This window comes from Marinoscillum pacificum, from assembly GCF_024714495.1.
GTDB classification, from domain to species: domain Bacteria; phylum Bacteroidota; class Bacteroidia; order Cytophagales; family Cyclobacteriaceae; genus Marinoscillum; species Marinoscillum pacificum.
In genome coordinates this window covers 233,241-248,560 of record NZ_JAMZMJ010000007.1, presented here as the reverse complement: position 1 = coordinate 248,560, position 15,320 = coordinate 233,241, and the positions used below count along the sequence as shown (strand labels likewise).

At 39.6% G+C, this 15,320-nt stretch carries 7 protein-coding genes; all 7 read left to right on the top strand.

The window, feature by feature from the left end:
- The first annotated feature begins 510 nt into the window (after positions 1-510).
- The 7 genes from NXS00_RS17270 to NXS00_RS17240 all read left to right on the top strand — a co-directional run bounded on the left by NXS00_RS17270 (position 511) and on the right by NXS00_RS17240 (position 15,230).
- Positions 511-1,917 (top strand): BatD family protein, encoded by a 1,407-nt coding sequence (locus tag NXS00_RS17270; RefSeq protein WP_258100503.1) that lies wholly within the window; start codon positions 511-513, stop codon positions 1,915-1,917.
- A 110-nt stretch (positions 1,918-2,027) separates the two neighbouring features.
- Positions 2,028-3,110 (top strand): chorismate synthase, encoded by a 1,083-nt coding sequence (aroC, locus tag NXS00_RS17265; protein WP_258100502.1) that lies wholly within the window; start codon positions 2,028-2,030, stop codon positions 3,108-3,110.
- Positions 3,111-3,144: 34 nt separating this feature from the next.
- Positions 3,145-4,548, top strand: coding sequence for a dicarboxylate/amino acid:cation symporter (locus tag NXS00_RS17260; protein WP_258100501.1), 1,404 nt, complete (start codon positions 3,145-3,147; stop codon positions 4,546-4,548).
- Between the two features lie 73 nt (positions 4,549-4,621).
- Complete coding sequence (locus NXS00_RS17255) at positions 4,622-6,613, top strand: tetratricopeptide repeat-containing sensor histidine kinase (RefSeq protein ID WP_258100500.1); 1,992 nt, start codon at positions 4,622-4,624, stop codon at positions 6,611-6,613.
- A 62-nt stretch (positions 6,614-6,675) separates the two neighbouring features.
- The gene (locus NXS00_RS17250) at positions 6,676-8,400 is read left to right on the top strand and encodes a tetratricopeptide repeat-containing sensor histidine kinase (RefSeq protein WP_258100499.1); all 1,725 of its coding nucleotides are present in this window, start codon (positions 6,676-6,678) and stop codon (positions 8,398-8,400) included.
- A gap of 30 nt (positions 8,401-8,430) precedes the next feature.
- Positions 8,431-9,171, top strand: coding sequence for a LytR/AlgR family response regulator transcription factor (locus tag NXS00_RS17245; protein WP_258100498.1), 741 nt, complete (start codon positions 8,431-8,433; stop codon positions 9,169-9,171).
- A gap of 149 nt (positions 9,172-9,320) precedes the next feature.
- The gene (locus NXS00_RS17240) at positions 9,321-15,230 is read left to right on the top strand and encodes a LamG-like jellyroll fold domain-containing protein (RefSeq protein WP_258100497.1); all 5,910 of its coding nucleotides are present in this window, start codon (positions 9,321-9,323) and stop codon (positions 15,228-15,230) included.
- Positions 15,231-15,320 lie beyond the last annotated feature (90 nt).

The following is a 15,320-nucleotide window of genomic DNA, read 5'->3' as shown; positions in this document are numbered from 1 at the left end:
AGAAGGCTGCTTGATGCTAAGAAGCATTTGCTCAAATCTAAAAATCTCATAATATCCTGATGAATCCAATCTTGAATCTCTCTAAAACAAAAAGACCGACTCAAATACTTTTGAGACGGCCTCTTTTCAAATTTTAGGCTAACGCTTTTTTGAAGCATTTGTCCAATATAGCTTGATAAACTTGACCGAATTGATCGTAACACCAGTCCCGTAAGGTCATAATTTCATCCGGGACGAGAGACTTAATTGCTTTCTTCAGCTCTTTCTCAAAGAGCCACCGGTCAAAACTCACTTTGGAGAGAATGGTTTTGAAATACTCTAACATAAATCTAAAATTTTGTTAAAGGGTTAACTAATGATGTAAATTTGACGTTTTCCTTTGAAAACGCAGTTAAGGAAAAGTTAAACAATTTTTAGCTTTGTAGCTAAAGATTGAATGACATTTTGCAATCGTTTTCATTATAACTTATGATAAATACGAGGGTTTTCGGGTTAGGTTGTTTTTTTATCTTGGTTTTACTATCAAGTGCTTTTGCACAAGATAAAAAAATTGCAGTAGGCTCAACAGATGTAGCTGTAAATCAATACTTTAAGATTACACTTACCGTTGAAAATGAGCGACTAAAAAATTACAGTCCATTTCCAGACATAGAGGGATTTGTGAAACGAGGAACTTCTTCGTCTTCATCGACCAGTTTTGTCAATGGTAAAATGACTTCTTCACAAAGCATCACACAAAACTACCAGCCAACCAGGGAAGGGAATTTCAACGTTCCAGGCTTTACTATGGAGGTTAATGGAGAAAATATTTCAGTTTCTGGTTTTACCATTAAAGTTGGCGAAGCACAACAGCAGCAACAACGAAGATCAAACGACCCATTTGGAGACCCGTTTGACATGTTTAGAAATAGAGACTCTCAGCCTACAGAGTTTATTGATGTGGAGGCTGATGCATTCCTCGCATTAACTACAGACAAATCTGAAGTGTATGTGGGCGAGGGATTCACAACTACACTTGCTTTTTATGTAGCAGAATCGAATCGGGCAGACATGCGCTTTTATGATCTGGGTAAACAAATCACAGACATTGTTAAAGACATTAAACCATCAAGCTGCTGGGAAGAAAACTTCAACATAGACAACATCAATGGCCAGCCAGTCACCATTAATAACCGAGCGTACACTCAATACAAGATTTACCAGGCCGCATTTTATCCATTGAACCTGCAAGACATTTCTTTCCCGTCGGTAGGATTGAAACTAATCAAGTATAAAGTAGCTAAGAACCCATCCTTCTTCGGTAGAAACAGAATGGAAGATTATGAAACCTTCTACTCCAAGCCAAAAGCAGTAAAGGTACGAGAGCTACCTCCTCACCCACTCAAAGAACGCGTAGCGGTAGGTGACTACAGACTAGCCGAGAAAATCAACAGCCTGGAAGTGAAAACAGGCGAAAGCTTCAACTACTCTTTTAATATCATAGGAGAAGGAAACATTAGTGCGATGGAAGAACCAGTTCTTCCACAAACAGATGCATTTGACTTGTATGCGCCGAACGTAAAACAAGACATCAACCGTTCATCTGGACGGGTAACAGGCACCAAGAGCTTCAACTACTATGGTATTCCAAATGAACCTGGAGAATACAAACTAGGAGATCTGTTTCAATGGGTATATTTCAACCCTGAAGACGAGAAATATGACACCCTGAGATCACAGCAAACTCTTGTAGTAACTGGATCTAGCCGAAAAAATGAATACATCCTATCCAATGACATGGGATCATTTTATGACGGTATAGAGTTTAAAGACAACACTCTGGCCGGAATGAATGAAAGCTCTTGGATGAAGATCCTAATGAACGTTTTTATCGTCATTATGATAGGCTTGACAGGATATATGGTATTCAAAAAATAAGAAAGCCAAATTTTATAGAAGCGAGAGGCTTAAAATCCTACGAAACATAGCTAATCGCAAGCAAATGCGAATATCTTTGCCCGTTTGGTTGATATAGAATCAAAGAAGAGATGGGAAATATATTCGGAAAGATTTTTAGCATAACTACATTCGGGGAATCACATGGCGCTGCAATTGGCGTAACCATCAATGGTTGTCCTGCTGGAATTCCAATAGATATGGAATTCATTCAAAATGAACTTGCCAGAAGAAAGCCAGGTCAATCCAAAATCGTTACACAACGACAAGAAGAAGATCAGGTAGAAATATTAAGTGGTGTTTTTGAAGATAAAACTACAGGTACACCTATTGGCATGGTCATTCGAAATAAAGACCAAAAGAGTAAAGATTACGGTCATATCGCTGAGAAGTTTAGACCTTCTCATGCCGACTACACCTACGAAACCAAATATGGCATTCGTGACTATCGTGGAGGCGGAAGAAGCTCTGCGAGAGAAACAGCAGCTCGAGTGGCCGCAGGTGCTATTGCCAAGTTAATGCTCAAAGAATTTGGCATCTCATTTCATGCGTATGTTTCTCAAGTAGGTGATCTATCACTGAATAAACATTATACAGAGTTAGACCTATCTCAAACCGAACTGAATGACGTTCGTTGCCCAGATCAGGAAATTGCGCAGCAGATGTATGACTACATCGATCAAGTAAGAAAAGATCGTGATACAATCGGTGGAGTGGTCACTGGAGTCATTAAAGGAGTTCCTACTGGTTTGGGAGAGCCTGCATTTGATAAACTACATGCCGAATTAGGCAAAGCCATGCTTAGCATTAATGCGGTAAAAGGTTTCGAATATGGAAGTGGCTTTGAAGGAGTGAAAATGCGTGGATCTGAGCATAACGATGCGTTCTATATAGAAGAAGGCGTTGTAAAAACGAAAACCAATTACTCTGGAGGAATCCAGGGTGGTATTTCGAATGGCCAGGACATTTACTTCAATGTAGCCTTTAAACCTGTAGCTACTATCATGCAAGATCAAGACAGTATAGATAAGCATGGCAATGAAGCTGTAGTCTCAGGAAAAGGAAGACATGACCCATGTGTGGTACCAAGAGCTGTACCGATCGTGGAAGCTATGTCCGCCCTTGTCATCGCTGATTTTCTATTGATAGCCAGAACCAATAAATTAGAGGTTTAATCTCAATTCAAATAGACACAGGAAACATCAGCTTATGAAAAACTTACCCCTTCACGTCAAGATCATTATTGGTTTAATTCTGGGAGTCATTTATGCGTTTATTTCAAGCGCTATGGGCTGGAATGAATTTACCATTAATTGGATTGATCCATTCGGAACCATTTTCATCAGACTTCTGAAATTCATAGCGGTACCATTGGTTCTCTTCTCAATTATCAGTGGCGTGTCTGGATTAAGTGATGTCACTAAATTAGGTAGACTAGGGGCTAAAACATTAGGTACATACCTGGTAACCACTGTGATCGCCGTTGGGGTTGGTTTATTATTAGTTAATGTGATAAAGCCTGGTGATTACATAGACAATGATCAGCGTGTCAAAAACAGAATCACTTATGAGCTTTGGGTGAGTGAAACATCAGGAGTAAAACCAAAAGACGATAAGGACTTTCTTTCTGATCCTCAATATGCTGATGTAGTAAAAGAGGTAACTGATGACCCAAATTACTCAGCTCCAAAAACGGACATCTCTGATAAAATGGCTGCTGCGGCAGAGACTCAAGATGCTCCTCCATTACAATTTGTCGTGGATATGGTTCCTGAAAACATCATTGTGAGTATCTCTAATAACAAACTGATGCTTCAGGTAATCTTCTTCGCCATTTTCTTCGGAATCACGCTCGTTTTAGTTCCTTCTGAAAAGGCAAAACCAGTGATCGATTTTATCGATGGCGCCAATGAGGTATTCCTGAAAATGGTAGAACTGGTAATGAAGGCTGCACCATTCTTTGTGTTCTGTTTACTAGCCGGGGTAATTGCCAAAATGGCTGACTCTCCAGCGGAAGTTTTCGAAATATTCAAAGGTCTTGGATCGTACTCTATTACGCTCGTATTGGGGCTTGCCTTTATGATATTCATCTTCTATCCATTGTTAGCAGTTCTGTTTATCAAAGACTTGAGCTACAAACAATTTTTTAAGAACATCTCTCCAGCTCAATTCCTGGCATTTTCTACAAGCTCTAGTGCTGCAACGCTTCCAGTAACTATGGAGTGTGTAGAGGAGAACATGGGCGTGTCCAAGAACATTGCCAGCTTCGTGCTACCTGTAGGAGCTACGGTCAACATGGATGGAACAAGTTTATACCAGGCAGTGGCAGTAGTTTTCTTAGCGCAGATGCATTTAGTAGACTTGACTTTAGCACAGCAGTTGACGATAGTTTTAACGGCAACTCTTGCCTCCATAGGTGCTGCTGCAGTTCCGAGCGCAGGCTTGATTATGATGATCATCGTACTACAATCTGTAGGACTTAATCCTGCATGGATTGCCATCATCTTCCCTGTAGATAGAATCCTGGATATGTGCCGTACGGTTGTTAATGTAACAGGAGATGCAACAGTAGCAACATTGATTGCAGACAGTGAAGGAGAGCTAAAGAAATAGAATCAATCATAATCTATTTATTTCTCGCATTAGTAATTGAGTTCACCGCCAGAACAAAACGACTCCTGTACTCATGAGATTAATTGCATCTGTCTTATTCGGTCTGTTGATAGCTGTCCAATCGACTGCTCAAGTTATTGACAGTTTACACGAAACTATTAAAACGGCTTCTGCTCAGGACAAGGTCGACATTTTAATTGAATTGGTGTTTCAATATAGAAACTCGGACCGTGATAAAGCAGACTCCCTCTTAGAAGTAGCTAATGTTTCTGCAAGAGAACTCAATTATGAAAAAGGAATAGCCAGAGTCAAAATATTGCGGGGAATTCTCTTTAACGATCAGGGCAATTATGACAAGGCTATTGATCAGTTTCAATCTGCCTTACCTTTTTTTGAATCATCAAAAGACTCAAGCAATCAAGAAGCCGCGTATAATAATCTGGGCATTTCATACAAAAGGTTAGGAAACCTTGATTCATCTAACATTAGCTATCAACAAGCATTAAGATTCGTGTCTGATGAATTCGGAAAGGCACGTCTGCTTCTGAATATCGGCTCCAATTTCATTTCAGAAGGAAAACTGGATAGTGCGACTCAAAATCATATTGAAGCGATAAAGGTCTTTGAGAGAATCAACCATCAGGCAGGACTAACAATTGCGTACCTGAACCTGGGAAATATTTACTACAAACAAGATGCATATGATCAGGCTATGAAATATTATCATCAAAGCCTGGAAAATGCCATAGCTTCTGGACACAAGCCTGTTCAAAGTAGAAACTATTTAAACATTGGGTCAATTTTGTCAGAAAAAAAGCAATACGACTCAGCGTTGTACTATTTCAAGAGTGCCACAGCCCTACAAGAAGCCATGGGTGACCAGACCGGATTGGCAGCGTCTTACAGAAATATTGGTGAAGTAACTCTGGAGCTGGGAGATACTGATGCTGCAGAAGAATACTTCCAGAAGAGCTTATCCCTCTATGAGAAAACTAGCCACAAAGAAGGTATCATCAGAGCTAATAAGTTTTTAGCAAACTTGTATCTCGACAAACAAGAGTTTGTTAAGGCAAAAAATTACATCAACCGCTCTATAGATCAAGCTAGAGAAGCTGGAATGATACACGAGCTTCAACGATCTCTTGAGTTCGCCACCAAAATCTATGAAGCATCCGGAGATTACAAATTTGCATATGGTTTACTAGCGGAAGAGAAAACGATAGGTGACAGTATTTTCAAGCAAGAAAAGATTACACAAATCGATGAGCTTCAAACTCAATACGAAACTGCCAAAAAGGATCAAGAGATTCAGAACCTATCTCAGCAGAGTCAGATTCAAGCGCTTCAAATTAGCCAGCGAAATACTCTTTTAGCGGTCATTGTTATTGCATTTCTAGTGCTAGTTCTTGCTGGCTTCATCTTTTATCAACGAAGAAAATACAAACACCAGCAAGCAGTTTCTAACATCGAACAGCGTGCATTAAGACTTCAAATGAATCCACACTTCATTTTCAATGCACTCGCATCTATTCAAAACTACATTCTTCAAAGTGATACTAAAGAATCTGTTAAATACCTTTCCAAGTTTGGTAAACTTATGCGTCAGATTCTGGAACACAGTAGACAAGAGTTTATCAGCATTGAGGATGAAGCCGACATGCTAACCAACTATTTGCAAATCCAGCAACTTAGGTTTCAAAACTCTTTTCAATTCACTATTCATATTGCTGACGAACTGGATGCTGAAAATGTAAAAATTCCACCTCTTTTTGCCCAGCCACTTGTAGAAAACGCTATTGAACATGGTTTGACCGGAGTTGAGAATGGACTTGTGGAGATATCTTTTGATAAAACAAAAGAAGGCGTTCTTTTGTCGGTTTCTGACAATGGGAGAGGTATGAATAAATCAGTAAGTACTACAAATCACAAATCAATGGCTACCAAAATCACTCTTGATAGACTGGGTTTATTTGGTCAACGATTCGCTTCCAACCTGAAATATTCCCATCCACAAAAGTTTGAATCAGGAACACTGGCAACCCTAATACTTCCACATAAAAGCTGATTTATCTTAGGTCTTCTTTACGACAATTATAGTAAGGCATGAGATTTTAAACAGCATATTGTATGAAGCTATATTTTCGATTAATCTTAGTGATTTTTCTTGGAGTTTCTTCCCAGATTGAAGCTCAGAAATTGCAATCCTTATACGAAAAATCTCACGGCCTTGTGTATATCAATATTGATTCTGCACACTATTACGTGGATCTACTGGATTCATTGGCTCACCAATCTAATGACAGTCTGTACATGGCAGAAGCATTGGGTGTGAGAGGGATGATGGCCGATATTTTATCAGACTATATCAATGCTCAAAAGTATTATTATGAATCTTTAGGCATCCACGAAAAGATTAACAATCGACTAGGTATTGCTAAAATCCAATACAATCTAGGGCTCATGCATATGAAACGGCAAAATGACTCCCTGGCTCTTATCATACTACGTCGAGGACTCAAAGAGTTTATTGAATTAAAGGACACCGCCAATATTGCGAATACATTCATTACCACTGGCTACCTACTTAACAAAAATCACTTACCTGATTCTGGTCTAACACTTCTAAAGAAAGCTTATCAGCTAGGAGTAAAGACTAAAGACACTTTGAGAATAGCCTCTGCCAGCAACTTGATAGGTGACTCTTACAAAGAATTGAAGAATTTTCTCAAAGCGAAACAACAATATCAACGAACAATTGAGTTAGTTGGTCCACAAGGATCCGCCTGGAATTTAGGCTATTCCAATCTTCGGCTGGCTGAAACGGCTATGGCAATTGAGGATTATTCCGATGCGATTCGTTACGCTCAAAAAGCATTGGAACATTATCAAATAATAAGCGAAAAAACGAGAATAAAAGATGTCTATGGCATTTTGGCTGAAGCTTACGAAAATATAGGAAACTACAAACGTGCCTATCAATACCATAAAGATTTTAAATCACTGAATGATAGTTTGTTTAACGAACAAAAGAACAAGCAACTCACAACCCTGGAAACTCAATACGAAACTACCAAAAAGGATCAGGAGATTCAAAACCTATCTCAGCAAAGTCAGATCCAAGCGCTCCAAATTAATCAGCGAAACATTCTCTTGGCGGTTGTTGCTATTGCATTTCTGGTAATAGTTCTCGCTGGCTTCATTTTTTACCAAAGAAGAAAACACAAGCATCAGCAAGCAGTTTCTAACATAGAACAACGTGCATTAAGACTTCAAATGAACCCACACTTCATTTTTAATGCGCTGGCATCTATTCAAAACTACATTCTTCAAAGTGACACTAAAGAGTCTGTTAAGTACCTATCCAAATTTGGCAAACTGATGCGTCAGATTCTGGAGCACAGCAGGGAAGAGTTTATCTCTATACAAGAGGAGGTAGACATGCTTACCAATTACCTGGAAATTCAACAATTGAGATTTAAAAACTCCTTTCATTTCCAAATAGATGTGGACACCAGCATTGCCACTGAAGAAATTAGAATTCCTCCTCTATTCGCACAGCCATTGGTAGAAAATGCTATCGAACATGGTCTTGCCGGTATTGCAAATGGTTTCATCAACATCACATTTAAGAAAGCAGAAAATAGCATCCAATTGACGGTTCAGGACAATGGTCACGGTCTAAATTCAGAACACCACACAATTACCGAACACAAATCATTGGCCACAAGCATTACTAAAGAACGGTTAGCTATTCTTAGTCAACAGTTTAAGTCACAATTCTCATTTGACCTGAAAAACTCCACAGAAGAAAAAGGCACTATTGCTAGTTTAAATATTCCTTCAATTCAGTAAGGTTTAACTGATCTAGGCTATTTTTGAAGCATGCGGGCAGTGATAGTCGATGATGAACCTTCGTTAAGAGAATCTACAAAAACCTTACTTTCCATCTATTGTCCTGACATAGAGGTGGTAGGAGTTGCAAGTGGGGTAAAAGAAGGAATTCAGTTGATCAAAGATATCACTCCAGACTTGGCCTTTCTGGATATCGAAATGCAGGACGGTTTGGGTTTTGATATTATCCATGCTTTTCCACAACGAGACTTCTCCGTTATTTTCGTCACTGGTCACAACGAATATGCCGTGAAAGCATTCAAATTCTCGGCCATTGACTACATCCTCAAACCCATTGATCCAGATGATTTGGAGCGTGCAGTTAACAAAGCGAAGGAATCGCATGAAAAAACTATCTCTGGAATTCAATTAAAGGCATTAGAGCAAAATTTAGGACAAAAGCAGCTATCAAAAGTTGTCTTAAAAGATTCAGAAAAAGTCTATCTGGTTGATACAACTGAGATTATCCGCTGTGAGTCCAGTGACAATTACACGCACTTTTACCTTACTGACAATCGGACAATTCTCGTATCTACTACTTTGAAGGAATACGAGAATATGTTTAATGGCCAATACTTTTTCAGATGCCATCAATCGCACCTGATTAACCTCACATACTTTGATCATTACGACAAACGTGAAGGAGGCAGTGTAGTCATGAAAAATGGAGATACGCTACCAGTATCAGTCCGTAAGAAAGATCAACTTATGAAAGCTTTGCAAGCACTTTAAGTAGTGCTTGGCACCACATCTTTTCCGCTCTAAGACAAATTCTAATCCATTCCTCACACATTCTCAGTAGAGCCAGACACCACCTAACCTCTCCTGCACTATTTCAAGACAAAATTGAATTTTTGGGCTGTTTTTAACTGTCATTTTATATGAAAAGAGCCCTACTTATAAGTTTATTAATTATTTACAGCCTGCTGAGTTACTCACAGGTTCGGATAAATTGTGAGACCGGAGATTTATCCGGCACCCAATACACCGAAACTATTTATCAAAACACATACGTTTATCAGACATTCACTCCATGTGAAAGCGGTACTTTAACTTCTATCAGGTTTGGCATCACCAACGCTCCAAGTAGTATGTCATATGCCATTTTAGATGCAGATAACAATGCCGCAGTGTTGCATTCAAATACTTATACTAATGCATTCAATGGTGATAATACCTTGAATCTGACTTCTGCGAACATTCAGGTAACTGCAGGTAATACCTATACAATTAGGCTAGGTAGCACAACTAGTTTTTTCAGAGTAACTCGATTCAATTCAGATGTTTACGCTGGTGGTTCTATGTTTGTCGGTACCGATCTGAAGGCATATGATATGCGCTTCATGGCTACTGTTGCTACAGATATTTATCCGAATGCCAATGATGAGTACGCACAGTATTCTTTCACTGCTGGTTCATTGGAAGATGAAATCGAAGCGTTTTCTTCAGAATATTCAGACATCATAAATGAAGGATCTTCTGCTACAGCAGATCGATTTGGTGGTACCAATAACGCCAGATCTTTTAGCTACGGAAACACAGCATATATTCCGCATTACTTGCTGGACATCACTTCGGACTTTACCATCAATACATGGTTCAAACTAGTAAATTTAGACAATGCAAATCCAAAGTACATTTTGGATAGCAGACATGGTCTAAATGGCACTGAGCAAGGAGGAATTTCCATAATGCTCTCTGAAACCAAAGAGTTAAAAGTTCAGGCTTTTAAAACTGCTGGTGGTTTTGCTAATACTATGGATTTGAACACTGAATTTCCTGTGAATGATGACTGGTACATGATGTCACTGGTAAACTCTGGTGGTACCTTAACTGTCTATCTGGATGGAATTGCTATTGGATCAGGAACTCCTACTACGTTGGAAAATGGTGAAAGATGGAACTTGGGTTATATCGCTCAGGCTTCTAATAATACAGGTCTTAGAAGAGAATTTCCAGGATACCTCGATGATATCAAGTTTGTACAAAGAGCATTAACTACCACAGAAATCAATACCCTTTTCTCAGAAGGAGGCTTTAGTAAATCTTGGGGACCTACCAGCGTGTCATTGACCAATAGTCAAATAGATGAAAATGAAGCGATAGGTACGGTAGTAGGTACGCTTGGTTCTACGAGTCTGGAATCAGGCGAAACGTATACTTACACCGTTAGTGGTACAGATGCAGCATATTTCACCGTAGCTAATGGAAACGAATTACAATTAGCTTCTGCTCTGGATTTTGAAACACAGTCTTCACACGAAATAGAGATTACAGCATCTGATGCTTCTGGTAATTCCTTTACGCAATCTTATACTATCACTGTAAATGACGAGGTAGAGCTTGGACCAAATGATGAATATGCTAAGTATTCATTTACCAATGGCTCATACGCTGATGAAATCAATGCTTTTGATCGCTCATTAGATGCTACAGGCAATTCTTCATTCGATACAGATAGATTCGGATTTGCCAATAATGCGCTTCAAATCGCTACAGGTCAGTTTGCTTCAGTTGCTGACACTATCATCAATATTGAAAAAGACTTTTCTATCAACCTATGGTTCCAGTTAGAAAATAGCGTTTCTACAGAACTAAAATATTTATTGGACAGCCGTCACGATTTCAACGGAGTTGAAGTAGGCGGTCTGTCTGTTCTTTTGAAGGGAAATAACGAATTAGCTGTACAAACTTTTAAAACCACAGGAGGTTTTGCCAATACTTTAGACTTAAACACAGGAGAAATTATAACAGTAGATGGCTGGCACATGGTTACAGTAACAGCCTCTTCTGGATTGATCAATGTCTATCTGGATGGTACTTCTGTTGATACAGGAACTCCAAGTGTTATTCAAAATGGACTCAATTGGGCGTTTGGTCATATTGGCCAAAGCAGCACTTATGCACACCTAAGAAGAGAGCTTCCTGGAGATCTAGATGATGTTTCATTCTTCCAAAGAGTGCTTACTCAAGCAGAAATCACAGATTTCTTCAATGAAACTGCAGCTAATGTTGCTCCTTCGGATATTAGCTTGTCAGCTTCTTCTTTAGATGAAAATGTGACTGTTGGAACATCTGTTGCTACCCTATCTACTACTGACATTAATGTTGACGATACACATACTTATACCATCTCAGGCACAGATGCTGCATTCTTTGATATCTCAGGATCTGATCTGGTTACTTCCGATGAAATTGATTTTGAAACTCAAAACTCTTTCGAAATCACTATTACGACTACAGATAATCATGGAGCTACCTATGACAAGGCATTTACCATCACAGCAAATGATGTAAATGAAGCACCTACAGCGATTGCTATTGATTATGATCAGGTTTATGAAAATATGGCTGCTGGAGAGTATATCGGTGATTTATCAGCCACAGATGTAGACGCAGACGATACATTTACATTCACTACAACGAGTACAGATTTCACCATCGATGGTGTAGAATTATTGACCGCCGTAACGTTCGACTATGAGACAGCTACTACCGCAGACGTAGAAATCACAGTAACGGATAGCCAAGGTGCAACCTATACGGAGACTATGACAATCAATATTCAGGATGTGGATTATCCACAAGTTGTTCAACAACTTCCTGATGTTTTAGTAGCTCCAGATTTTGGAACTTATACAATTGACTTGTCTGGGTATTTCTTCCATGATAATGGATTGGCATTGACTTACCAGGCTTATGTTCAATATGATTCTATAGCTACTGCAGCTATTTCGGGTAGCGAGCTGGTAATCACTGAGGTGGCAGAAGGTATAACTGGAATCACTGTCTTAGCTTCAGATCCAAACGAAGCAACAACTTCTGAAAAAGCCGGTTCTTTCACTTTCTCTATAGCGGATATTTCTTCAAATCTGGTGGCATACTACCCTTCTCCTGATGGTGTAGATGCTAGTGGATCTGACAATGATGCCACTCCAAACAATGTAACTTCTGTAGAGGATAGATTTGGAAACTCTGGAGAAGCTTATGATTTCAATGGTTCATCAAGTATTATGAGTTTGCCAAACAGTATTTTGGTAAAAGACGAAATATCTATTTCACTTTGGTTCAAAACCTCTGATTTTGGAGGAATTCTAGGCTATCAGAACACATCGACTCAAAGCAATCCTAGTTCTTATGTGCCAGTTATAACGATAGACGATCCAGATGGAGATTTGTACAGCGCGTTCTGGCAATCGCAGACTTCAGCCATGCCAGCTGGCAACCATAGTGATAACAAATGGCACCACCTTGTACTGACAGGTACTGCTGGAGCACAAACAATTTACATAGACAATGAGCTTTTAAATACCAGTACGTCCTATACCAAAATCGCTTTGCAAGTATCTCAACTTGGAGCGGCATTTACTGGTGGTAACTGGACTATCGGAAATGGCGGATGGTTCTACTACGATGGTGCACTTGATGACGTAAGAATTTACGAAAGAGTACTGAGTGCTACACAAGTGGCTGCTCTTTACAACATGTCAGAGCCAGGTACTCCGGAAGTAGTAAGCCCGATAGCAGATATCGCATTGGACGAAGATGCTGAGCCTCAGACTTTAGTAGCTAACCTAAGCAGAGTTTTCAGTAACCCTAATGCTTCAGCTATCTCGTATGAGATAACCCACGATCTAGGTACAGATGTTTCGCTAGTACTTAATGGTTCGGCAGTTGAACTCGAAGAAATGACTGCCAACTTCAATGGTGCAGGTACTGTAACTGTATCAGCCACATTAGCTGACACTACTATGACCGATGAATTTGTATTAACTATCAATTCAGTAAACGATGCGCCAGCGTTCAGCCTAAGTGAATCTGAAATAGTTGCTTCGATCAACTTTACAGAAACTAAGACTATCACTGCTACTCCAGAAGAGGTACCTGCAGATGAAGTTAACCAGGCGGTTGTTTACAGCATTGCTCCAACAAGTTCTTCCGTGGCTACTGTCTCCATAGATGCCACTACAGGAGCAGTTTCTTTCACTTCTATTGCAGGAGCAATCGGAACAGAAACTTTCACCGTTACAGCAAACGACGGTCAAGCTACAAACAATACCGCAACGGCAACCTTCACCTTTTCAGTAGTTGACAATCAAGCTCCTGTAGTTGCCAACTCAATTACGGATGCTGCTGTAGATGAAGACGGAACGATTGAATTAACCAATAGCCTGTCCGCAGTATTTACTGACTCAGATGGTGATGAATTAACGTACACTGTTTCATCAGACACTTCAGCAGTTGTTCCAGCAATTGATGGTGATATTCTAGCTGTAACACTAGCTAGCAACTATAATGGAGTAGCTATCATTACACTAACAGCAACAGATGGTCAGCAATCTGCATCAGATGAAATCACTTTAACAGTGAACGCTATAAATGATGCCCCTACAGTCGCAAACACAGTGGATAATCAAACAACAACTGAAGGACTGACATTTTCCATGACTTTGTCAACTGATCTTTTTACCGATGTAGATGGTGATGAGGTGAGTATTTCAGAAGTTAGTATAACTCAGGAATGGTTGGTTTACAATGCTGAAACAGGTGAACTATCCGGTACTCCATCACAAGAAAACGTAGGAAGTACTACAGTTACAGTGACGGGTTCAGATGGAGAACTTGTTGCTTCGACAGACTTTACTGTGGAAGTTGAAAATGTAAATGATGCTCCTGTTGTGAGTAATGAGCTCAGTGCAGCTACTGATAAAAACGTGACATTGGAAGTGGATCTGACTACCATATTCAGTGATCAGGATGGAGATGAACTGACATTCAGCATAAGTTCCAATGAAAGTGAAAGCTTATTCACCGCATCCATTGAAGGAGCAACATTGAATATCGTTCCAGTTGCAAATCAGTTTGGTACCGGGTCTATCGAAATCTCAGCATGTGATGCTTCAGAGAATGTAACATATACTCTTCTAGTAGAAGTACTTGATGTGAATGCATTGCCTGAATTGATCAGTGAACCAACAGTCTCGATGAATGAGGACGGTGTAGCTCAAACAGTTGATTTGTCCACCGTATTCTCCGACCCAGATGGCGATGAAGTTTTATTCTCAATCATAGTAGATGAAGCTTCAAGTGCCATTTTCACTGTAGGAATAGATAGTCATGTACTTACCATCACTCCTAATACTGATGCACACGGAAGTGGCGTTATTCAGATAATAGCATTCGATGAGCTAGGAGCTGAACAAGGGACTTCATATGATATGCCGGTAACAGTAGTGAGTGTAAATGACGCTCCTATATTTACTCTGGATGTATCCGAGTTTGACCTGGATCACAATTTCTCAAGTACTGAAACAGCTACCATATCATTGGATGTTCCAGCAAATGAATCTGAAGAAGTGGTTACGTTCTCTATCACTCCAGCAGCAAGTAGTATCGTCAATGTGTCAATAGATGGAACTAACATTGCTATCTCAGCAATCAATGGCGCTAGCGGAACAGAAGTATTCACTATCACAGCAAATGATGGTCAGTCAGAGAATGCAATTTATGAGCAAACACTCACGGTAACCGTAGCTGAGGATGAAGAGGATAAGGTCATTCTTAGTGCTACAACCAACGATTTGAAGGTATACCCGAATCCTGCATCTTCAACTATTGAAATCACAGGAACCGAAGGGAACTTCACCTTAATTGATATCAATGGGCAGATTATTCTCAACGGAACTTCAAACCAGAAAAATGATATCTCAGGCTTAGCCGAAGGAATCTACTTCATCAGAATAAAATCTAATGATGGAATTCAAACCAAGAAGCTGATTATAAAACACTAAGGCGAGTTTTCATCCAGGATGAAAACGAAAAGGTGGTTCTTCTTAGAGCCACCTTTTTTTTGTAAAACGAATAATCAGCCAATCACAACG

What these genes read in the sequence shown, in the direction of transcription:
- NXS00_RS17240 (WP_258100497.1), top strand. Translation starts at nt 9,321, where the DNA reads ATGAAAAGAGCCCTACTTATAAGTTTATTAATTATTTACAGCCTGCTG.
- NXS00_RS17250 (WP_258100499.1), top strand. Translation starts at nt 6,676, where the DNA reads ATGAAGCTATATTTTCGATTAATCTTAGTGATTTTTCTTGGAGTTTCT.
- NXS00_RS17260 (WP_258100501.1), top strand. Translation starts at nt 3,145, where the DNA reads ATGAAAAACTTACCCCTTCACGTCAAGATCATTATTGGTTTAATTCTG.
- NXS00_RS17255 (WP_258100500.1), top strand. Translation starts at nt 4,622, where the DNA reads ATGAGATTAATTGCATCTGTCTTATTCGGTCTGTTGATAGCTGTCCAA.
- aroC (WP_258100502.1), top strand. Translation starts at nt 2,028, where the DNA reads ATGGGAAATATATTCGGAAAGATTTTTAGCATAACTACATTCGGGGAA.
- NXS00_RS17245 (WP_258100498.1), top strand. Translation starts at nt 8,431, where the DNA reads ATGCGGGCAGTGATAGTCGATGATGAACCTTCGTTAAGAGAATCTACA.